This window comes from Massilia sp., from assembly GCF_046293535.1.
Taxonomy (GTDB): domain Bacteria; phylum Pseudomonadota; class Gammaproteobacteria; order Burkholderiales; family Burkholderiaceae_D; genus Telluria.
This window is the reverse complement of the sequence record NZ_JBKBOV010000006.1, coordinates 1-20641: the sequence shown is the minus strand read 5'-3', so window position 1 is coordinate 20641 and position 20641 is coordinate 1. Positions and strand designations below refer to the sequence as shown.

At 64.3% G+C, this 20641-nt stretch carries 20 protein-coding genes; all 20 read right to left on the bottom strand.

Annotation, left to right across the window (positions count from 1 at the left end; genetic code table 11):
- Window positions 1-53: 53 nt before the first annotated feature.
- Window positions 54-830, bottom strand: coding sequence for a 1-(5-phosphoribosyl)-5-[(5-phosphoribosylamino)methylideneamino]imidazole-4-carboxamide isomerase (gene hisA, locus ACK4S9_RS05065; protein ID WP_409722357.1), 777 nt, complete (start codon window positions 828-830; stop codon window positions 54-56).
- A gap of 40 nt (window positions 831-870) precedes the next feature.
- Window positions 871-1512: an imidazole glycerol phosphate synthase subunit HisH gene (hisH, locus tag ACK4S9_RS05060; protein ID WP_409722354.1), complete on the bottom strand. Its 642-nt coding sequence runs from the start codon at window positions 1510-1512 to the stop codon at window positions 871-873.
- A gap of 19 nt (window positions 1513-1531) precedes the next feature.
- Entirely contained in the window at window positions 1532-2122 is a 591-nt protein-coding gene (gene hisB / locus ACK4S9_RS05055; RefSeq protein WP_036253395.1) for an imidazoleglycerol-phosphate dehydratase HisB, read from the bottom strand.
- A 53-nt stretch (window positions 2123-2175) separates the two neighbouring features.
- Window positions 2176-3264, bottom strand: a complete 1089-nt coding sequence (hisC, locus tag ACK4S9_RS05050; RefSeq protein ID WP_409722350.1) for a histidinol-phosphate transaminase — start codon at window positions 3262-3264, stop codon at window positions 2176-2178.
- Entirely contained in the window at window positions 3261-4082 is an 822-nt protein-coding gene (locus ACK4S9_RS05045; RefSeq protein ID WP_409722347.1) for a DNA-methyltransferase, read from the bottom strand. The genes hisC and ACK4S9_RS05045 overlap by 4 nt, the downstream gene beginning before the upstream one ends.
- The gene (hisD, locus tag ACK4S9_RS05040; RefSeq protein WP_409722344.1) at window positions 4079-5398 is read right to left on the bottom strand and encodes a histidinol dehydrogenase; all 1320 of its coding nucleotides are present in this window, start codon (window positions 5396-5398) and stop codon (window positions 4079-4081) included. Before hisD ends, ACK4S9_RS05045 begins: the two co-directional genes overlap by 4 nt.
- Before the next feature lie 6 nt (window positions 5399-5404).
- Window positions 5405-6088, bottom strand: a complete 684-nt coding sequence (gene hisG, locus ACK4S9_RS05035; protein WP_409722341.1) for an ATP phosphoribosyltransferase — start codon at window positions 6086-6088, stop codon at window positions 5405-5407.
- Window positions 6085-7341 (bottom strand): UDP-N-acetylglucosamine 1-carboxyvinyltransferase, encoded by a 1257-nt coding sequence (gene murA / locus ACK4S9_RS05030; RefSeq protein WP_409722338.1) that lies wholly within the window; start codon window positions 7339-7341, stop codon window positions 6085-6087. Before murA ends, hisG begins: the two co-directional genes overlap by 4 nt.
- 3 nt (window positions 7342-7344) lie before the next feature.
- Window positions 7345-7581: a BolA family protein gene (locus tag ACK4S9_RS05025; protein WP_292043318.1), complete on the bottom strand. Its 237-nt coding sequence runs from the start codon at window positions 7579-7581 to the stop codon at window positions 7345-7347.
- 22 nt (window positions 7582-7603) lie between these two features.
- Window positions 7604-8371: an ABC transporter permease gene (locus ACK4S9_RS05020; RefSeq protein WP_409722335.1), complete on the bottom strand. Its 768-nt coding sequence runs from the start codon at window positions 8369-8371 to the stop codon at window positions 7604-7606.
- The gene (locus ACK4S9_RS05015; protein WP_409722332.1) at window positions 8368-9303 is read right to left on the bottom strand and encodes an ABC transporter ATP-binding protein; all 936 of its coding nucleotides are present in this window, start codon (window positions 9301-9303) and stop codon (window positions 8368-8370) included. Before ACK4S9_RS05015 ends, ACK4S9_RS05020 begins: the two co-directional genes overlap by 4 nt.
- Window positions 9304-9568: 265 nt before the next feature.
- On the bottom strand, window positions 9569-9838 hold the full coding sequence (locus ACK4S9_RS05010; protein ID WP_409722329.1) for a lipid asymmetry maintenance protein MlaB: 270 nt from the start codon (window positions 9836-9838) through the stop codon (window positions 9569-9571).
- Window positions 9838-10470 carry a phospholipid-binding protein MlaC gene (locus ACK4S9_RS05005; protein WP_409722326.1) on the bottom strand — a complete coding sequence of 211 codons (633 nt, stop codon included), beginning with the start codon at window positions 10468-10470 and terminating at the stop codon, window positions 9838-9840. The genes ACK4S9_RS05010 and ACK4S9_RS05005 overlap by 1 nt, the downstream gene beginning before the upstream one ends.
- A gap of 104 nt (window positions 10471-10574) precedes the next feature.
- The gene (locus tag ACK4S9_RS05000) at window positions 10575-11366 is read right to left on the bottom strand and encodes a VacJ family lipoprotein (RefSeq protein WP_409722323.1); all 792 of its coding nucleotides are present in this window, start codon (window positions 11364-11366) and stop codon (window positions 10575-10577) included.
- Entirely contained in the window at window positions 11363-11836 is a 474-nt protein-coding gene (gene mlaD, locus ACK4S9_RS04995) for an outer membrane lipid asymmetry maintenance protein MlaD (RefSeq protein WP_409722320.1), read from the bottom strand. Before mlaD ends, ACK4S9_RS05000 begins: the two co-directional genes overlap by 4 nt.
- A 37-nt stretch (window positions 11837-11873) precedes the next feature.
- Window positions 11874-12656 (bottom strand): lipid asymmetry maintenance ABC transporter permease subunit MlaE, encoded by a 783-nt coding sequence (gene mlaE / locus ACK4S9_RS04990; RefSeq protein ID WP_209589913.1) that lies wholly within the window; start codon window positions 12654-12656, stop codon window positions 11874-11876.
- Window positions 12656-13462, bottom strand: coding sequence for an ABC transporter ATP-binding protein (locus ACK4S9_RS04985; RefSeq protein WP_409722318.1), 807 nt, complete (start codon window positions 13460-13462; stop codon window positions 12656-12658). Before ACK4S9_RS04985 ends, mlaE begins: the two co-directional genes overlap by 1 nt.
- Before the next feature lie 446 nt (window positions 13463-13908).
- The gene (locus ACK4S9_RS04980) at window positions 13909-15372 is read right to left on the bottom strand and encodes a glutamate synthase subunit beta (RefSeq protein ID WP_409722315.1); all 1464 of its coding nucleotides are present in this window, start codon (window positions 15370-15372) and stop codon (window positions 13909-13911) included.
- A gap of 148 nt (window positions 15373-15520) precedes the next feature.
- Window positions 15521-20242, bottom strand: coding sequence for a glutamate synthase-related protein (locus ACK4S9_RS04975; protein WP_409722312.1), 4722 nt, complete (start codon window positions 20240-20242; stop codon window positions 15521-15523).
- A 164-nt stretch (window positions 20243-20406) separates the two neighbouring features.
- Window positions 20407-20641, bottom strand: a 235-nt coding sequence (locus ACK4S9_RS04970) for a hypothetical protein (protein WP_409722310.1), incomplete at its 5' end; no start/stop codon positions are given.

Here is a 20641-nt window from a genome sequence, read left to right as displayed (position 1 = left end):
GGTCCCCGCCGTCGCGGGGATGACGGCTCAGAGGACGGTGGTGCGAAAAAGCCTTACGCCTGCGTCCCTTCAGTCAGTTCATCGGCACGTTCCTGCGCCGACGTCAGGTCCAGCGTGCCTTCGTAGATCGAACGGCCGCAGATCACGCCCTCGATGCCTTCGTCCTGCACCGCGCACAGCGCTTCGACGTCGGCCAGGTTGTGCACGCCGCCCGAGGCGATGATCGGGATCCTGACGGCCTGGGCCAGCTTGACGGTCGCTTCGATGTTCACGCCGCCCATCATGCCGTCGCGGCCGATGTCGGTGTAGACGATCGACTCGACGCCGTAGCCTTCGAACTTCTTGGCCAGGTCGATGACTTCGTGGCCCGACATCTTGCTCCAGCCGTCGGTCGCGACCTTGCCGTCCTTGGCGTCCAGGCCGACGATGATGGAGCCCGGGAAGGCGCCGCAGGCGTCGTGCAGGAAGCCCGGGTTCTTCACCGCGGCGGTGCCGACGATGATGTAGGTGATGCCGTCGTCCAGGTAGCGCTCGATGGTGTCGAGGTCGCGGATGCCGCCGCCCAGCTGGACCGGGATTTCGTCGATGCCCATCTCTTCGGCGTAGTCCTGCACGGTTTTCAGGATGGACTTGATCGCTTCCTCGTTCTTCGGCTTGCCCGCGAAGGCGCCGTTCAGGTCGACCAGGTGCAGCCGGCGCGCGCCCTTCTTCAGCCAGTGCAGCGCCATGTCGGCGGGGTCTTCGGAAAACACGGTGGCGAGGTCCATGTCGCCCTGTTTCAGGCGAACGCAGTGACCGTCTTTCAGGTCGATGGCAGGGATCAGCAGCATGGTCGTTGTCGGTTGGTTGACGGCGGATTGATGTTAAAACTCACGGATTCCAGTGAATGAAATTGCGGTACAGACGCAGCCCGGCGGCTGCGCTCTTTTCGGGGTGGAACTGGGTGGCGACCAGGTTGTCGCGCGCGACGGCACAGGTATATATGCCGCCATAGTCGGCCTCGCCGATGGTATCGAGCGGATTGTCGGGCACCGCATAATAGCTGTGCACGAAGTAGAAATAAGCGCCGTCCTCGACGCCTTCCCACAGCGGGTGGGCGCGGGTCTGGCGCACGCGGTTCCAGCCCATCTGCGGCACCTTGAAGCGCGAGCCGTCGCCTTGCCGTTTGCCGTCGAGCTGGAAGCGCACCACCTTGCCCGGCAACAGGCCCAGGCCCGGCGTGCCCTCGTTCTCTTCGCTGGCGTCGAACAGCATCTGCTCGCCGACGCACACGCCCATGACGGGACGCGTCTTCACGGCGCGCAGCAGGGCTTCTTCAAGGCCGGATTCGCGCAGGCTGCGCATGCAGTCGCGCATCGCCCCCTGGCCCGGCAGCACGATGCGGTCGGCCGCGTCGATGTCGGCCGGATTGTTCGATACCAGGATATCGGCCTCGGGCGCCGCGGCGCGCAGCGCCTGCGCCACCGAGCGCAGGTTGCCCAGGCCGTCGACCACCACAATCTTGTTCGTCATGATGCTCAGTTACCCCAGCCTACAGGCTGCCTTTGGTCGAAGGGATGATGCCGGCGGCGCGTTCGTCCAGCGCGGTGGCCATGCGCAGCGCGCGGCCGAAGGCCTTGAACACGGTCTCGCACTGGTGGTGCGCGTTCACCCCGCGCAGGTTGTCGATGTGCAGGGTCACGCCGGCGTGGTTCACGAAGCCGCGGAAGAATTCACCCGTCAGGTCGACGTCGTAGGTGCCGATCATGGCGCGCGTCCAGGGGATGTGCATCTCCAGGCCCGGACGGCCGGAAAAATCGATCACCACGCGCGACAGCGCTTCGTCCAGCGGCACGTAGGAGTGGCCATAGCGCACCATGCCCTTCTTGTCGCCGACGGCCTTGGCTACCGCCATGCCGAGGGTGATGCCGGTGTCCTCGACGGTGTGATGCGCGTCGATGTGCAGGTCGCCGACGGCTTCGACTTCGAGGTCGATCATGCCGTGGCGCGCGATCTGGTCGAGCATATGGTCGAGGAAGGGGACGCCGGTATTGAGTTTCTGGCGGCCGGTGCCGTCGAGGTTGATCGCGACGCGGATCTGCGTCTCGTTGGTGTTGCGCGTGATTTCGGCGGTGCGGGTCATTGCTGGGGGCTCGTCAGTGCGGCCTCCCGAAATGGGCTGCCGCGGATCAAACTTTATAGGGACGCTTTCAGGGCATTCAGAAATGCGGTGTTTTCTTCGGGGGTACTGACCGTGACGCGAATGCAATTGGCCAATACCTTGTCCATTTTACTCAAATTTTTAATGAGCACCTTTTCGTCGCGCAGTTTTGCACAGGCCCGGTCCGCATCCGGCACCCGCAGCGAGATGAAATTCGCCGCCGATGGAAACACTTCGACTCCCGGCAGGGCCGCCAGTTCGGCAGCCAGGCGCGCGCGCTCGGCGTTCAGCATCTCGGCCTGGCTGTCGAGCACGTCGAGGTGGTCGAGCGCGAACTCGGCCGCGACCTGGGTCAGCACGTTGACGTTGTAGGGCGGACGCACCTTCTCGAACTGCTCCAACAGTTTCGGATCGCCCGACAGGTAGCCCAGGCGGATCCCGGCCAGGCCCAGCTTGGACAGGGTACGCATCACGACCAGGTTCGGGAATTCCGGCAGGCGGCCCATGAAGCTCTTCTTGGCGAAGGGCTGGTAGGCCTCGTCCACCACCACGATGCCGCTCTCGCCCAGCGCGCGGATGATGGCTTCCATGTCGCCGGCATCGAACAGGTTGCCGGTCGGGTTGTTCGGGTAGGCCAGGAAGACCAGCGACGGCTGGTGCTGCTCGATGGCGGCCAGCATGGCCGGCAGGTCGAGCGAGAAGTCGGCTTTCACCGGCACGCCGACGAAATCCGCGCCCGCGAACCCGGCCGAGCGCGAGAACATCACGAAGGCCGGGGTCGGCGCCATCACGACCGCTTTCCTATCCTGGCGGGCAATCGCCGTGGCCATGATCGCGATCAGCTCGTCCGAGCCATTGCCGAGCAGGACGTCGTAGCCGCCCGGCACGCCGAGGCCGGCGCAAATCTTCTGCTTGAGGGTGGCGTAGGACGCGACCGGATAACGGTTCAGCGCGGCGTCGGCCAGGCGCTGGCCAAGCTCGGCGCGCAGTTGCGGCGGCAGCTCGTAGGGGTTTTCCATCGCGTCGAGCTTGATGTAGCCGCTCGCATCCGGCACGAAGTAGGTGGCGGTGTCGCGGACGTCTTGGCGGATGGTGTTCTCGATCAGCTTGTCGATGGCGCTCATGCTGGTTCCTCGTTCAGGGGCGCGTTCTTTGCGCTTTTGCGTTTCTTGGCTCCTGCAACCGGCACCTCGGGCGCGGCCAGGCGCGCCCGGATGATGTCGCAGTAGGCGGGGTTCAGTTCGAAGCCGGTGAAGTGGCGCCCGGTCTGGCGCGCGGCGATCGCCGTGGTGCCGCTGCCCATGAAGGGGTCGAGCACGACGCCGCCGGGTGGGCAGGATGCTTTCACCATGCGCTCGATGATCTCGAGCGGCTTCTGGGTGGGGTGGTCGGCGCGCTCCGGATGTTCGCGGTGCAGGCGCGACACGCTCCACACGTCCTTCGGGTTGTAGCCGACTTCCAGCCACTTGGCGCCGATGAAGATCGAGCGCGAGCGCGCCTTCTTGGTCTCGGCGTCGTAGGGGATGCGCACGGCGTCCAGGTCGAAGTAATAGTCCTTGCGGTTTACGAAGAAACCGATGGTGTCGTGCACCGAGGAGAAGCTGCGCACGCTGCCGCCCATCGAGGGCACGCGGCGGTCCCAGATGATCTCGTTCATCATCGTCATGCGTTTCTTGAGCATGACGAAGATCTCGGGGGCGAAGCGCCAGGTGAGAAAAATGTACAGGCTGCCGTTGGGCTTGAGCTTGGGCAGCGCGGCGTCGATCCAGCGTTCGGTCCAGGCAAGATACTCCTCGGCGCCCTGCTGGTCAGAAGCGTTGCCGTAGTCCTTGCCGAGGTTGTAGGGCGGGTCGGTCAGGATCAGGTCGATGGACCCGTCCGGGATGCGCGCCATGCCGGCCAGCGCATCCTCGCAGAAGACCTGGTCGACCCAGGTGCTCATGACGCGATACGAAGCTCGGCGCTGCGGGCGTGCGCCTGCAGGCCTTCGCCGTAGGCCAGCTCGGCCGCGACCTTGCCCAGCGTCCGGGCGCCCTGCTCGCTCACCTGGATCAGCGAGGAACGCTTCTGGAAGTCGTACACGCCCAGGGGCGAGGAGAAGCGCGCGGTGCGCGAGGTCGGCAGCACGTGGTTCGGCCCGCAGCAATAGTCGCCCAGCGACTCGGACGAGAAGCGGCCAAGGAACATGGCGCCGGCGTGGCGGATTTTATCCGCCCACTGCAGCGGCTCTTCGGCGGAGATCTCGAGGTGCTCGGCGGCGATGGCGTTGGCGATCTCGCAGGCTTCCATCATGTCGCGCACCTTCACCAGGGCGCCGCGGTCGGTGAGCGAGGTGGTGATGGTTGCCGCGCGCGGCATGGTCGGCAGCAGCTTGTGGATGCTCGCCTCCACGCGCGCGATGTAGTCCGCGTCCGGGCACAGCAGGATGGCCTGGGCCAGCTCGTCGTGCTCGGCCTGCGAGAACAGGTCCATCGCCACCCAGTCCGGGTCGGTGCTGCCGTCGCACAGCACCAGGATTTCCGAGGGACCTGCGATCATGTCGATGCCGACCGTGCCGAACACGCGACGCTTGGCGGCCGCCACATAGGCGTTGCCCGGGCCGACGATCTTGTCCACGGCGGGAATGGTCTCGGTGCCGTAGGCCAGCGCGCCGACCGCCTGGGCGCCGCCGATGGTGATCACGCGGGTCACGCCGGCGATCGCCGCGGCCGCCAGCACCATCTGGTTCTTCACGCCATCCGGGGTCGGCACCACCATGACGATTTCCTGCACGCCCGCCACCTGGGCCGGGATCGCGTTCATCAGGACCGAGGACGGGTACGCTGCCTTGCCGCCCGGGACGTAGATGCCGACGCGGTCCAGCGGCGTGACGCGCTGGCCCAGCACGGTGCCGTCAGCTTCGGTAAAAGTAAAACCGTTCAGCTCCTGCTTCTGGCGCTCGTGGAACACGCGGATGCGCTCCGCTGCGGTACGCAATGCCGCGCGTTGCGCTTCCGGCAGCGAGGCAAGGGCCGCATCCAGTTCGTCCTGCCCAATGTCGAAGGCAGCCATCGAAGTGGCGCCGCCGTCCGGGATGCGGTCGAAGCGGTTGGTGTACTCCAGCACGGCAGCGTCACCGCGATGCTTCACGTCCGCCAGGATCTTCGCGACGCTGGACTCGATGGCGTCGTCGGTGTCGGCCTCAAAGGCCAGCAGGGCGTCGAGCGTCTGCTTGAAGTCGGGTGAGGTGGAGTCGAGCTTGCGGATCTGTACTGCCATGATGCTTTAGCCTTGTTGTGAGGATGCCCGCTGGAAGGCATCGAGGATGGGTTGCAGGCGCTCGCGCTTGAGCTTGAGCGCGGCCTGGTTGACCACCAGGCGCGAGGAGATGTCCATGATCTTCTCGACTTCGACCAGGTTGTTGGCGCGCAGGGTGCCGCCGGTCGAGACGACGTCGACGATGGCGTCCGACAGGCCGACCAGCGGCGCCAGCTCCATCGAGCCGTACAGCTTGATGAGGTCGACGTGCACGCCCTTGCGGGCGAAGTGCTCGCGCGCGGTGTTGACGAACTTGGTGGCCACGCGCAGGCGCGCGCCCTGGCGCACCGCGCTCTCGTAGTCGAAGCCGGCGTTCACCGCCACCGACATGCGGCAGCTGGCGATGTGCAGGTCGATCGGCTGGTACAGGCCTTCGCCGCCGTGCTCGAGCAGCACGTCCTTGCCGGCCACGCCGAAGTCGGCGGCGCCATGCTGGACGTAAGTGGGCACGTCGCTGGCGCGCACGATCAGCACGCGCACGCCCGGGTCGTTGGTCGGCAGGATCAGCTTGCGCGAGGTTTCCGGATTCTCGAGGACGGTGATGCCCGCGTTTGCCAGCAGCGGCAGGGTGTCTTCGAAAATGCGGCCCTTGGAAAGCGCCAGGATCAGGCCCGGCTCTGCGGATTGGCCGGTTTGGGTGATGATAGTCATTCCTTGATACGCACGATGTCGGCGCCGACGGCCGAGAGTTTGACTTCCATGCGGTCGTAGCCACGGTCGAGGTGATAGATGCGGTCGACCAGGGTGGTGCCCTGCGCCGCCATGCCGGCGATCACCAGCGAGGCCGAGGCGCGCAGGTCGGTCGCCATCACCGGCGCGCCCACCAGGCGGTCCACACCCTTGATGAAGGCGGTGTTGCCTTCGGTGGAGATCTGGGCGCCGAGGCGGTTCATCTCCTGCACGTGCATGAAGCGGTTTTCGAAAATGGTCTCGGTGACCTTGCTCGGGCCGTCGGCCAGGATGTTCACGGCCATGAACTGGGCCTGCATGTCGGTCGGGAAGCCCGGGTATTCGGTGGTGCGGAACGAAACCGGGCGCGGACGGCGGTCCATGCGCGCGCGGATGGTGTCGCTACCGACGTCGAGCTGCAGGCCGATCTCGCGCAGCTTGTCGAGCGCCACGTCGAAGATGTCGGTGCGGGTGTTGCGCAGCATGATGTCGCCGCCGGTGGCCGCCACCGCGCACAGGAAAGTCGCGGCTTCGATGCGGTCCGAGATCACGGCGTGGCTGGCGCCGTGCAGCGATTCCACGCCCTGGATCACCAGGCGGTCGGTGCCGATGCCCTCGATCTTCGCGCCCATGGACGCCAGGAGGTTGGCCAGGTCGGTCACTTCCGGCTCGCGCGCGGCGTTCTCCAGCACGGTTTCGCCTTCGGCCAGGGTGGCGGCCATCAGGAGGTTCTCGGTGCCGGTCACCGTGATCATGTCGGTGTGGATGCGCGCGCCCTTGAGCTTGCCGTTGGTCCTGGCGTGGATGTAGCCGCCCTCGATGCTGATCTCGGCGCCCATCTGGCGCAGGCCCTTGATGTGCTGGTCGACCGGACGCGAGCCGATCGCGCAGCCGCCCGGCAGCGAGACCTTGGCTTCGCCGAAGCGCGCCAGCAGGGGCCCCAGCACCAGGATCGAGGCGCGCATGGTCTTCACCAGCTCGTACGGCGCTTCCAGCGAAGTGATGTTCGAACCATTCAGGGTGACGCGTTCGTCGTCCTGGGTCACCTTCAGGCCGGTCTGGGCGAGCAGCTTGAGGATGGTGCGCACGTCGTGCAGGCGCGGCACGTTCGACAGTGCGAGGTCGCCCGAGGTGAGCAGGCCGGCGCACAGGATGGGCAGCGCGGCGTTCTTGGCGCCCGAAACGGAGATGTCGCCATTCAGGCGCTTGCCGCCAACGATCTGGAGCTTGTCCATGGTTTAGCCTTGGTACTCTTCAGGGGTGAGGGTCTTCATCGACAGCGCGTGGATCTCTTCGCGCATGCGGTCGCCGAGCGCGGCGTACACCAGCTGGTGGCGCTGGATCGGGCGCTTGCCGGCAAAGCTTGGGGACACGATGACGGCCGTGAAGTGCTGGCCGTCGCCTTCGACGTGCAAATGGGTGCATTCGAGGCCGGCGCTGATGTAGCTGTGGATCAGTTCGGGTGTGGTCGCCACGGATAACTCCAAGTGAATTCTTTTAGTGGCGCAGCCTGTAGCCGCGCTTGAGAAGGTTGACCGCAATGGCCGCCAGCACCACGAAGAACACCGACACGATGGCCAGGCTGGTCCAGGGCGAGACGTCGGACTTGCCGAAGAATCCATAGCGGAACCCGTCAATCATATAAAAGAACGGGTTGAAATGCGAGACTGCGAGCCAGAACGGCGGCAGTTTTTGGATGGAATAGAACACCCCGGCCAGGAAGGTGGCCGGCATGATCAGGAAGTTCTGGAAAGCGGCCAGCTGGTCGAACTTCTCGGCCCAGATGCCGGCGATCACGCCCATGGTGCCGAGGATGGCCGCGCCCAGGAAGGCGAACACCAGGATCCACAGCGGCGCCACGAAGGACAGGTGGGCGAACCAGGCGGTGATCACGAACACGCCGAAGCCCACCACGACGCCGCGCAGCACCGCCGCCGCGACATAGGCCGACAGGATCTCGGCATGCGACAGCGGCGGCAGCAGGATGAACACCAGGTTGCCGGTGATCTTGGACTGGATCAGGGAGGAGGACGAGTTGGCGAAGGCGTTCTGCAGCACGCTCATCATCACCAGGCCCGGGATCAGGAAGGCGGTGTAGCTGACGCCGTCCAGCATCTCGACGCGGCCGTCCAGCACGTGGCCGAAGATCAGCAGGTAGAGCATGGCCGTCACGACCGGCGCGGCGATGGTCTGGGTCGCCACTTTCCAGAAGCGCAGCGACTCCTTGTAGAACAGGGTGCGGAAACCGACGGAGAACAGGTTCATTGCGGGCCTCCCGCTTGCTTGTCGCCCACCACCTGCAGGAAAATGTCTTCCAGGTCGGCCTGCTCCAGCTGCATCTCGTCGATCACGGCGCCATTGGTGCGCAGGGCGGCCAGGATCGGCTCAACGTCGTTGACGTCGTTGACGCGCAGGGTGTAGCGGTTGCCGCTGCCGTTGTTCTGGTCATGCTCGTCGTGCGAGACCAGGTGGCGCAGGCCGTCCGGCAGCGCGCCGCTCTTCAGGTGCACCACCAGTTGCGAGCCCGACACGCGGCGCAGCAGCGCCGACATGGTGTCCAGCGCCACCACTTCGCCCAGTTTGAGCATCGCCACGCGCTGGCACATGGCCTGCGCTTCTTCCAGGTAGTGGGTGGTCAGGACCACGGTATGGCCTTCGCGATTCAGGCGCGAGATGAACTTCCACAGGGTCTGGCGCAGTTCGACGTCGACGCCGGCGGTCGGTTCGTCGAGCACGATGACCGGCGGCTTGTGCACCAGCGCCTGGGCCACCAGCACGCGACGCTTCATGCCGCCCGACAGGGCGCGCATGTTGACGTCGGCCTTGTTGGTGAGGTCGAGGTTGTGCATCACCTCGTCGATCCAGGCATCGTTGTTCTTGATCCCGAAATAACCCGACTGCAGGCGCAGGGTCTCGCGCACGGTGAAGAAGGGATCGAACACCAGTTCCTGCGGCACCACGCCCAGGCGCTTGCGCGCTTCGCGGAAGTCGCTCACCACGTCGTGGCCGTGGATCTTGACGCTGCCCACGTCCGGGCGGATCAGGCCGGCCACGGTGGAGATCAGGGTGGTCTTGCCGGCGCCGTTGGGGCCGAGGAGGCCGAAGAACTCGCCTTCCTCGATGTTCATCGAGACGCCCTTGAGGGCCTTGAAACCCTTGTAGCTCTTCTCGACGCTGTTAATCTGGATCGCTGTCATTCTTGTTGGGAGGCGGCGCGAACGCGCCAGGCCGTGCGGGGAAACGGCCCATTATAGGGGAAATCGCAAATACAAGAGGCCGGTGGGGGAATTTGCTGCGCGGAGGGTTTCGTAGGGTGGGCGGCTTGTGTTCTGGTCCACTGGACCAGAACACCCCACGCGGTGATAGGTAGGGCTTTCGGTGCCGCGTCGGTATTTCAACCGCCAACAATCACCGCGTGGGCGTTTGTAATTCCGGGCATTGCCCGAAATTACCCCGCCCACCCTACTGAACCAGCTGGTCCACGCCATACAGCGCAGCCAGCTTCTGCACGTTCTGGGGAACGTTGATGAAGGTGAGGCGCTGGCCGGCCCTCTGGGCACGGCGCTGCCAGGCCAGCAGCAGGGCCACGCCGGAAGAATCGGCGGCGCCCACGCCGCCGAGGTCGAACACGGTTTCGCCGGCGGCGATCGCCGCGCAGCCCTGCTCCAGGGCGCCACGGGCGCTCTGGAAGGTCAGGGCGTCGAGCGAGAGCATCGGATTGGCTTCGGCCATTACTTCGGCGCCTTCAGCGGCCTGGCAGCCAACTGCTGGTTACGCTCGGCCAGCTTCTTGATCAGGCCATCGATGCCGCCCTTGTTGATCTCGCTGGCGAAGGTGCTGGTGTAGGTCTGGACCAGCCAGGCGCCCAGCACGTTGATGTCATAGATCTTCCAGCCCTGCGGACCATTGGCCAGGCGGTAGTTCAGGGTGATCGGCTCGCCGCGGGCGACCTTCACCTGCGAACGCACTTCCACGTCGTTGGCGCCCGCTTCGGCACGCATTGGCTGGAACTCGACGGTCTCGTTCTTGATCTGCGACAGCGCACCGGAGTAGGTGTAGACCAGCAGGGTGGTGAATTCCTTGGTCAACTGCTGCTGCTGCGCCGGGGTGGCCTGGCGCCAGAAGCGGCCGGCCGCCTGCTGGGTCATCTTCTGGGTGTCGACGTGCGGCAGGATCTTGGAGTTGACCAGGTCCATGATCTTGTTGCGGTTGCCGGCCTGGATGTCCTTGTCCGACTTGACGGTCTCGATGACGTCGGCGCTGATGCGCTTGACCAGGACGTCCGGCGCTTCGGCGGCGATGGCCGAGGTGGCGAAGGCGATGGTGGCGCTTGCTGCTGCGATCAGTTGGATGATGGGCTTCATGTGGTTTCCTTGTCGTTGGGGTACGGCGCCGGCGTCGAGCGGCGGCATATCCCCGGTTAACTCTTCTTGCTGTCCTACGGATGACATCGGTATGTAAGGACTTGTTACTTGGCCGGCTCCGCGCTCGCCTTGCCTGCCGGGTCGGCGGCCGGTTCGGCGTTGCTGGTCGCCTCGTCGCCCTCGCTGGGCTGGCGCGGCACGTTGCCGTCATAGACCTGGCTCTGGCGGCGCTGCATGTAGCCGTCGCGGATGAACTCGTAGCGGTCCAGGGCGGCGTCTTCCAGCAGGTTGCCGGCGTCGAGCAGGCTGGCGCGCTTGTCGACCACGCGGATCGCCGAACCGATGTTGCGCCAGTTGTCAGGGCGCTTGTACTTCCAGATGTCGGCGCCGATATCGGCCGGCAGCGCAGCGGTGTCACGCACCGTAGATGGGCCCAATACCGGCAACATCAAGAAGGGACCGCTTGGAACACCCCAGACGCCCAGGGTCTGGCCGAAATCCTCGTTGTGCTTCTGGATGCCGGCTTCCGAGGCGATGTCGAGCAGGCCGAAGATGCCGAAGGTCGAGTTGAGGGCGACACGGGTGACGTCGCCCATGCCGTTCTCCACCTTGCCCTGCAGCAGATTGTTCACCGCGCTCCAGGCGTCGGACAGGTTGCCGAAGAAGTTGCCGACGCCCGTTTGCACGAAGCTCGGGGTCACGTTCTTGTAGGCGGTGGCGGTCGGCTTCAGGACGGTACGGTCGACCGCGTCGTTGAAGCTGAACACGGCTCGGTTATAGCCTTCCAGCGGGTCCTGCGGATTCTGCGTGGTGGCGCAACCGGTCAGCAGCAGGGCCGCGGCGATTGCCGCAAGCCCATGAATACGGCCGGTGGTACGGTGTGGTGCGTGTTTCATTCACTACCTTCCTTTCCTTCAGCGGCCTTGCTATAGATAAATTGGTTGATCAGGTCTTCGAGCACCGTCGCCGACTGGGTACGGTTGATGCGGTCGCCCTCGACCAGGTTCTGGGTGTCGCCACCCGGTTCGATGCCGATGTACTGCTCGCCCAGCAGGCCGGCAGTCAGGATCTTCAGCGAACTGTCTTTCGGGAATTTATATCCTGGCTCCATATCGAGGCGCACGAGCGCCTGGTAGGTCTTGTCGTCGAAGGTAATTTCACCCACGCGGCCGACCACCACGCCGGCGCTCTTGACCGGCGCCTGCGGCTTGAGGCCGCCGATGTTGTCGAACTTGGCGCTCACGGTATAGGTCTTGCTGAACGAGAACGAGCTCATGTTGCCTGCCTGCAGGGCCAGGAACAGCAGCGAGGCCGCGCCCAGCAGGACAAACAGGCCAACCCAGACGTCGATAGTTTTGCGATGCATACGAATACCCTAGTAATTCGGTTTTGTTGTTGACTTGTTACTTATTGAACATCAGTGCGGTCATGATGAAGTCCAGGCCCCAGACCATCAGCGACGCGATCACGACGGTACGCGTGGTCGCGCGCGAGACGTCTTCCGGGGTCGGCTTGGTCTGGTAACCCTGGAACAGCGCCGTGAACGTGACCGCGATACCAAAGATAAAGCTTTTGAGAACACCATTCAGTACGTCGGCGCGCACATCCACGCCGGCCTGCATCTGCGACCAGAACGCGCCCTCGTCCACGCCGATCAGTTGCACGCCGACCAGGTAACCGCCGAACACGCCGACCGCCGAAAAAATGGCCGCCAGGATCGGCATGGCGATGACGCCGCCCCAGAAGCGCGGCGCCAGCACGCGCTGGACCGGGTTAATTGCCATCATTTCCATGGCGGACAGCTGCTCGCCGGCTTTCATGAGGCCGATCTGCGCGGTGAGCGAGGTGCCGGCGCGGCCGGCGAACAGCAGCGCGGTCACGACCGGGCCAAGCTCGCGCACCAGGGCCAGCGCCACCACCTGCCCCAGCGCCTGCTCGGCGCCGTACTGGTTCAGCGTGTAATAGCCCTGCAGGCCGAGCACCATGCCGACGAACAGGCCGGACACGATGATGATCACCAGCGAATAGTTGCCGATGAAGTGGATCTGCTCCGAGATCAGGGCCGGGCGCCTGAAGGCGCCGGGCGAGACGCCGAGCAGGTTGAAGAAGGCGCGCGTGGCGAAGCCGACGCTTTCGATGGCTTCGCGTACGCTACGGCCGATGTTTCCCAGGACACGCGTGATCATCATTTGCGCACGCCTCCCAGGCCGAGGTCCTCGGCCAGCGACTTGCCCGGATAATGGAAGGGCACCGGGCCGTCCGGCGCGGCATTCACGAACTGCTTCACGTACGGGTCTTCCGAGACGCGCAGCTCGGCCGGCGTGCCTTCGGCAACGATCTTGCCTGCCGACATGAAGTATACGTAGTCGGCGATCGCGAAGCACTCGTGCACGTCGTGCGAGACCAGGATCGAGGTCGAGCCGAGGGCGTCGTTCAGGTTGCGGATCAGGTTGGCGGTAACGCCCATCGAGATCGGGTCGAGGCCGGCGAAGGGCTCGTCGTACATGATCAGTTCGGGGTCGAGCGCGACGGCGCGGGCGACGGCCACGCGGCGCGCCATGCCGCCCGAGATCTCGGCCGGTTTCAGGCGGTGGGCGTTGCGCAGGCCCACGGCGTTGAGTTTCATCAGGACCAGGTCGCGGATCACTTCTTCGGGCAGGTCGGTATGCTCGCGCAGCGGGAAGGCGACGTTGTCGAACACCGACAGGTCGGTGAACAGCGCGCCGAACTGGAACAGCATGCCCATGCGGCGGCGCAGGCGGTACAGGCCCTCGGTATTGAGCTGATGCACGACTTCGCCGCCCACGCGTACCTCGCCGCGCTGCGGGCGGATCTGGCCGCCGATCAGGCGCAGGACCGTGGTCTTGCCACAGCCCGAGCCGCCCATGACGGCCACGAGCTTGCCGCGCGGAAAGTCCATGCGCAGGTTCGACAGGATGGAACGCTCTCCGTACGCAAAGTGCAGATCGCGGATTTCAACTAGGTTGGACACAGCGTGTTTGATTTTTGGGTAATCCGTTATTGTAGTGCAGAAAGCTTAAGCCCCGCTTGAGCTGGCCCAGTCCCTGAGGCTCGTTCGCGGTGACGATGCAAGAAAAATAACTCGTCGGTCAGATATTTCTGCGTCTAAGGCACTGTTTTTTAAGAGATATGCATCTCTAGCAAGCGACCACTTGTCAAATTATAGCAATGAATGCGGGTGGACATCCAAGCATACATTTGCGAATGTATTTTTGTATATGCATGTCATCTTCACGTTCTGTGATGCGCTGCAATAAGCCTTAGCGTACGGACGCTCACCGCCCCCTTGTCGTGCGGACGCGCACATAAGTGTGTAGGTAAGAGGTAAATACCGGATAGCTGTTGGACCTTGTCCACAGTACTCCGGAGAGGACAAAAAAAGGCGGCCGAAGCCGCCTTTGTCCCGGTGTCGCGCCCTTAGCGCGGCAACACCGAACTGCCCATCAGGAATTCATCGACGGCGCGTGCGCACTGGCGGCCTTCGCGGATGGCCCACACGACCAGCGACTGGCCGCGGCGCATGTCGCCGGCGGCGAAGACTTTCGGCACCGAGGTCTGGTAGGAACGCTCGCCCTCGGTGGCGGCGCGGGCATTGCCGCGCGCATCCTTCTGCACGCCGAAGGCTTCCAGCACGTTCTGCACCGGCGAGACGAAGCCCATCGCCAGGAACACCAGGTCGGCCTTCATCTCGAATTCAGAATCCGGCACCTCGACCATCTTGCCGTCCTTCCATTCGACGCGGCAGGCCACCAGCTTTTCGACCTTGCCGCCCTTGCCTTCCAGGCGCTTGGTCGCCACCGCCCAGTCGCGCTGGCAGCCTTCCTCATGCGAGGACGAGGTGCGCAGGCGGGTTGGCCAATAGGGCCAGACCAGCGGCTTGTTTTCCTGCTCCGGCGGCATCGGCATCAGTTCGAACTGCGTCACGGACGCGGCCCCGTGACGGTTCGAGGTGCCCACGCAGTCGGAACCGGTGTCGCCGCCGCCGATCACGACCACGTGCTTGCCCGTCGCCTTGATCTGGTCCTTCAGCTTGTCGCCGGCATTCACCCGGTTCTGCTGCGGCAGGAAGTCCATCGCGAAATGCACGCCCTTCAGCTCACGCCCCGGGACAGGCAGGTCGCGCGGCTGCTCGGCGCCGCCGGCCAGGACGATCGCGTCGAATTCCTTCTCCAGGTCTTCCGGGAAGATGGTGTCGCGCGCCATGTTGCTGACCGTGGCCGGGAAGTCCTTGCCGATCAGGACGCTGGTGCGGAAGACCACGCCTTCCGCCTTCATCTGCTCGACGCGGCGGTCGATCAGGTCCTTCTCCATCTTGAAGTCGGGGATGCCGTAGCGCAGCAGGCCGCCGATGCGGTCGCTCTTCTCGAACACGGTCACGTCGTGGCCGACGCGCGCCAGCTGCTGGGCGGCGGCCAGGCCCGCGGGGCCGGAGCCGACCACGGCGACCTTCCTGCCGGTTTTGGTGCTTGAGGGCTGTGGCACGATCCAGCCGTGCTCCCAGCCGCTGTCGGCGATCTTGCGCTCGATCGACTTGATGCCGACCGGGTCGTCGTTGATACCGAGCGTGCAGGCCGACTCGCAGGGTGCCGGGCAGATGCGGCCTGTGAACTCGGGGAAGTTGTTGGTCGAATGGAGGTTCTCGACGGCCGCACGGTAGTTGCCGTGGTAGACCAGGTCGTTCCAGTCCGGAATCTGGTTGTTGACCGGGCAGCCCGTGTTGCAGAAGGGGATGCCGCAATCCATGCAGCGTGCGCCCTGCACCTTGGCCTGGCCGTCGGTCAGGGTCAGCACGAATTCCTTGTAGTTCTTGACGCGCTCGGTAGGCTCGAGGTGGCCCTCTTCCTGCCGTTCGAATTCCATGAAGCCGGTAATTTTGCCCACGTTGTTTTCCTTTTGTCGGTGGAGTCGCCTTTAACTTCTCCGCCGTCATCCCCGCGCAGGCGGGGATCCAAGTTTGCTCGCGTATCGTCAGCGCACGCAGAACTTGGGTCCCGGCCTTCGCCGGGACGACGTTGTTTGAGTGTGTCGATTAAGCCGCCAGCTCGATCTTGTCGTTCGCCTCTTCCATGCTCGAGTTGTGCATCTCCTCGAGCGCGCGCTTGTAGTCGGTCGGGAAGACCTTCACGAACTTGCCGCGGCTGTTGGCCCAGTCGTCCAGCAGGTTGCGCGCGCGGGTCGACCCCGTGTGCTTGAAGTGGCGCTCGATCAGGCGGCGCAGGATGACCTCATCCGATTCGCGCTCGCCGCCCCGGGTCTGGCTGTGCCAGCCGGCCTGGCCACCCTGGCCCTGCTGCTTGGTGGTAAGCACCGGCTCCAGGTTCACCATGGTGGTATTGCACTTGCCTTCGAACTCGCCCTTCGGGTCGTACACGTAGGCGACGCCGCCCGACATGCCCGCCGCGAAGTTGCGGCCGGTCTCGCCCAGCACCACGACGGTGCCGCCGGTCATGTATTCGCAACCGTGGTCGCCGCAGCCCTCGACCACCGCGGTGGCGCCCGAGTTACGCACCGCGAAGCGCTCGCCGGCCACGCCGTTGAAGAAGGCTTCGCCGGAGATTGCGCCGTACAGCACGGTGTTGCCGACGATGATGTTGTCCACCGCCCAGCCGCGGAACTCGGTGTTCGGGCGCACGATGATGCGGCCGCCCGACAGGCCCTTGCCGACGTAGTCGTTGCCCTCGCCCACCAGGTCGATCGTGATGCCGGCGGCCAGGAAGGCCGCGGCCGACTGGCCCGCGGTGCCCTGCAGCTGGATGTGGATGGTGTCGTCCGGCAGGCCGGCGTGGCCGTAGCGCTTGGCCACCTCGCCCGACAGCATGGTGCCCACGGTGCGGTTCAGGTTCCGCACCGGCGAGATGAAGGAGACCCGCTCGCCCTTCTCCAGCGCGGCCTTGGCCTGGGCGATCAGCTTGTGGTCGAGGGCCTTGTCCAGGCCATGGTCCTGGCCGTCGGTGTGGAACAGCGCGCGCGGCGAATCGGTCTTCGGCTGGTAGAAGATGTTCGAGAAGTCCAGGCCCTGCGCCTTCCAGTGCTGGACGGCGCGTGCCTTGTCGAGCAGGTCGGTGCGGCCGATCAGTTCGTCGTAGCTGCGGATGCCCAGCTGCGCCATGATCTGGCGCGCTTCTTCTGCGACGAAGAAGAAGTAGTTCACCACGTGCTCCGGTTTACCCTGGAACTTGGCGCGCAGGACCGGGTCCTGGGTCGCGACCCCGACTGGGCAGGTATTCAGGTGGCACTTGCGCATCATGATGCAGCCTTCGACCACCAGCGGTGCGGTCGCAAAACCGATTTCGTCGGCGCCCAGCATGGCAGCCACGACCACGTCGCGGCCGGTACGCATCTGGCCATCTGCTTGAACGCGAATGCGGCTGCGCAGGCCGTTGAGCACCAGGGTTTGCTGGGTTTCGGCCAGGCCCAGCTCCCACGGGGTGCCGGCGTGCTTGACCGAGGACAGCGGCGAAGCGCCGGTGCCGCCGTCGTGGCCGGCGACCACCACGTGGTCGGCCTTGGCCTTGGAAACGCCCGCGGCGACGGTGCCGATGCCGACTTCCGATACCAGCTTCACCGAGATCGAGGCGTTCGGATTCACGTTCTTCAGGTCGTGGATCAGCTGCGCCAGGTCTTCGATCGAATAGATGTCGTGGTGCGGCGGCGGCGAGATCAGGCCCACGCCCGGCACCGAGACCCGCAGCGACGCGATGTATTCGGACACCTTGTGGCCCGGCAGCTGGCCGCCTTCGCCCGGCTTCGCGCCTTGCGCCATCTTGATCTGGATCTGGTCGGCCGATGCCAGGTATTCGGCGGAGACGCCGAAGCGGCCCGAGGCCACCTGCTTGATCTTCGAACGCAGCGAGTCGCCCTCTTCCAGCGGGATATCGGCCACCACGCGGTCCGCGCCCAGGATCGAGGCCAGGGATTCACCCTTGGCGATGCGGATGCCCTTGAACTCGCCCATGTAGCGGCGCGGGTCTTCGCCGCCTTCGCCGGTGTTCGATTTGCCGCCGATGCGGTTCATGGCGATGGCCAGCGTGGCGTGGGCTTCGGTGCTGATCGAACCGAGCGACATCGCGCCGGTAGCGAAACGCTTGACGATTTCCTTGGCCGGCTCGACTTCTTCCAGCGGGATCGCTTTCGACGGATCGATCTTGAACTCGAACAGGCCGCGCAGGGTCAGGTGGCGGCGGCTCTGGTCGTTGATGATCTGCGCGTATTCCTTGTAGGTGCTGAAATTGTTGGCGCGGGTCGAATGCTGCAGTTTGGCGATCGCGTCCGGGGTCCACAGGTGGTCTTCGCCGCGCACGCGGAAGGCGTATTCGCCGCCGGTGTCGAGCGCATTGGCCAGCACCGGATCGTTGCCGAAGGCGAGCGCATGCAGGCGCAGCGCCTCTTCCGCCACTTCGAACAGGCCGATGCCCTCGACGGTCGAGGAGGTGCCGCGGAAGTACTTGTCGACCAGCGACTTGTTCAGGCCCACGGCTTCGAAGATCTGCGCGCCGCAATACGACATGTAGGTGGAGATGCCCATCTTCGACATCACCTTCATCAGGCCTTTGCCCACCGCCTTGGTGTAGTTGGTGATCGCCTTGTCGGCGTCCATCTCGTGCGGCAGGTTGTGCGCCAGATCGCTGAGCGTTTCCAGGGCCAGGTAAGGGTGCACGGCTTCCGCGCCGTAGCCGGCCAGCAGGGCGAAGTGGTGGGTCTCGCGGGCCGAGCCGGTTTCGACCACCAGGCCGGTGGAGGCGCGCAGGCCGCGTCCCACCAGGTGCTGGTGGATGGTCGAGGTGGCCAGCAGCGCGGGAATCGCGACCTGCTCAAGCGACATGGCGCGGTCCGAGATAATCAGGATGTTGTGGCCCGACTTGACCGCATCCACGGCTTCCGCGCACAGCGAGGCCAGGCAGGCTTCGATGCCTTCCTTGCCCCAGGCGACCGGATAGCAGATGTTCAGCTCGTACGACTTGAACTTGCCCCCGGTGTGCAGGCTGATGGCGCGCAGGCGCGCCATGTCGTCGAAGCCGAGGATCGGCTGCGACACTTCCAGGCGCATCGGCGGGTTGACGTTGTTGGTGTCCAGCAGGTTCGGCTTCGGACCAATAAAGGAGACCAGCGACATGACCATGCTTTCGCGGATCGGGTCGATCGGCGGGTTGGTCACTTGCGCAAACAATTGTTTAAAGTAGTTATACAAAGGTTTGAGCTTGTTCGACATCACCGCCAGCGGCGAGTCGTTGCCCATCGAGCCAGTGGCTTCCTCGCCCAGCACCGCCATCGGCGCCATCAGGAACTTCAGGTCTTCCTGGGTGTAGCCGAAGGCCTGCTGGCGGTCCAGCAGCGGAATCGCGGCCTTTTCGCCCTGGGCATCCTTGGCGCGGTGCTGGGCCAGTTGCGATTCCGACAGCTTGATTTCGTTGAGCTTGATGCGCACCGACTTGATCCAGGCTTTATACGGCTTGGCGTTCGAGTAGGTGTCCTTGAGCTCCTTGTCGTCGATGATGCGGCCGGCTTCCAGGTCGATCAGGAACATCTTGCCCGGTTGGAGGCGCCATTTCTTGACGATGCGCGATTCGGGAATCGGCAGCACGCCGGACTCGGAAGCCATGACGACCAGGTCGTCTTCGGTGATGACGTAGCGCGCCGGGCGCAGGCCGTTGCGGTCCAGGGTGCCGCCGATGTGGCGGCCGTCGGTGAAGGCCATGGCGGCGGGGCCGTCCCAGGGTTCCATCATCGCGGCGTGGTATTCGTAGAAGGCGCGGCGGTTGTCGTCCATCGACGTGTGGTTTTCCCAGGCTTCCGGGATCATCATCATCATCGCCTGGGCCACCGGGTAGCCGGCCATCACCAGCAGTTCGAGCGCGTTGTCGAAGCAGGCGGTGTCGGATTGGCCTTCATAGATCAGCGGGAAGAGTTTACCCAGGTCCTCGCCCAGCACGGCGGATTTCAGCATGCCTTCGCGGGCGCGGGTCCAGTTGAAATTGCCCTTGACGGTGTTGATCTCGCCGTTGTGCGCGATCATGCGGTAGGGGTGGGCCAACGGCCATTCCGGGAAGGTGTTGGTGGAGAAGCGCTGGTGCACCAGGGACAGGGCCGAGATGCAGCGCGGATCCTGCAGGTCCTTGTAGTAGACGCCGACCTGATCGGCCAGCAGCAGGCCTTTATAGACGATGGTACGGGCCGACATCGAGGGCACGAAGAACTCCTTGCCATGCAGGAGTTTCAGGGCCTGGATCGCGTGGCCGGACGATTTGCGGATCACGTAGAGCTTGCGCTCGAGCGCATCGGTCACCATGATGTCTGGACCGCGGCCGATGAAGATCTGGCGGATCACCGGCTCTTTCGCTTTCACGAAGGGCGACATCGGCATGGTCTCGTCGACCGGCACGTTGCGCCAGCCGAGCACCACCTGCCCTTCGATGCGCACGGCCCGTTCGATTTCCTGTTCGCAGGCGATGCGCGAGGCGTGCTCCTTCGGCAGGAACACCATGCCGACGCCGTATTCGCCGGGCGGCGGCAGTTCCACGCCCTGCTTGGCCATTTCGTCGCGGAAGTACTGGTCCGGGATCTGGATCAGGATGCCGGCGCCGTCGCCCATCAGCGGATCGGCGCCGACCGCGCCGCGGTGGTCGAGGTTCTTCAGGATCTGCAGGCCCTGCTCGATGATCGAGTGGCTCTTGTTGCCCTTGATATGGGCGATGAAACCGACGCCGCAGGCATCGTGTTCATTGGCGGGATCGTACAAACCTTGGGCAATCATGAGGCAATCTCCACAGCTTTATCTAGGTTGAAAATCGAGAATAGTGCAATGCAACACAAACGTAAACAAAAACAATTAGGGTCAGAGTCGAATTGTTTGGCAATTTTTTGAACCATCGATTAATTAGGGACAGAGTAAAAAGGTGCTGATAAAACCTTTCCAGCTCATCGATAAGTACCTGATTTATAGGATAAAAAGCCGAGCTGCGCGGCCAGATGGCGGGCGAGAAGAAGGTGACAATCGGCTATGCCGGGCGCATCCCGGCTTGCGAAAAACAAAAAAAAGGCGCTGTTCTCGCTAAGTGTAGAAATTGAACTGTTGAGCTGAGCGGATGTCCAACCTGCACCCCGATTGTCAGGAGGACTGATGCGCTCGACAGGTTTTACCCGACTGTTGCGC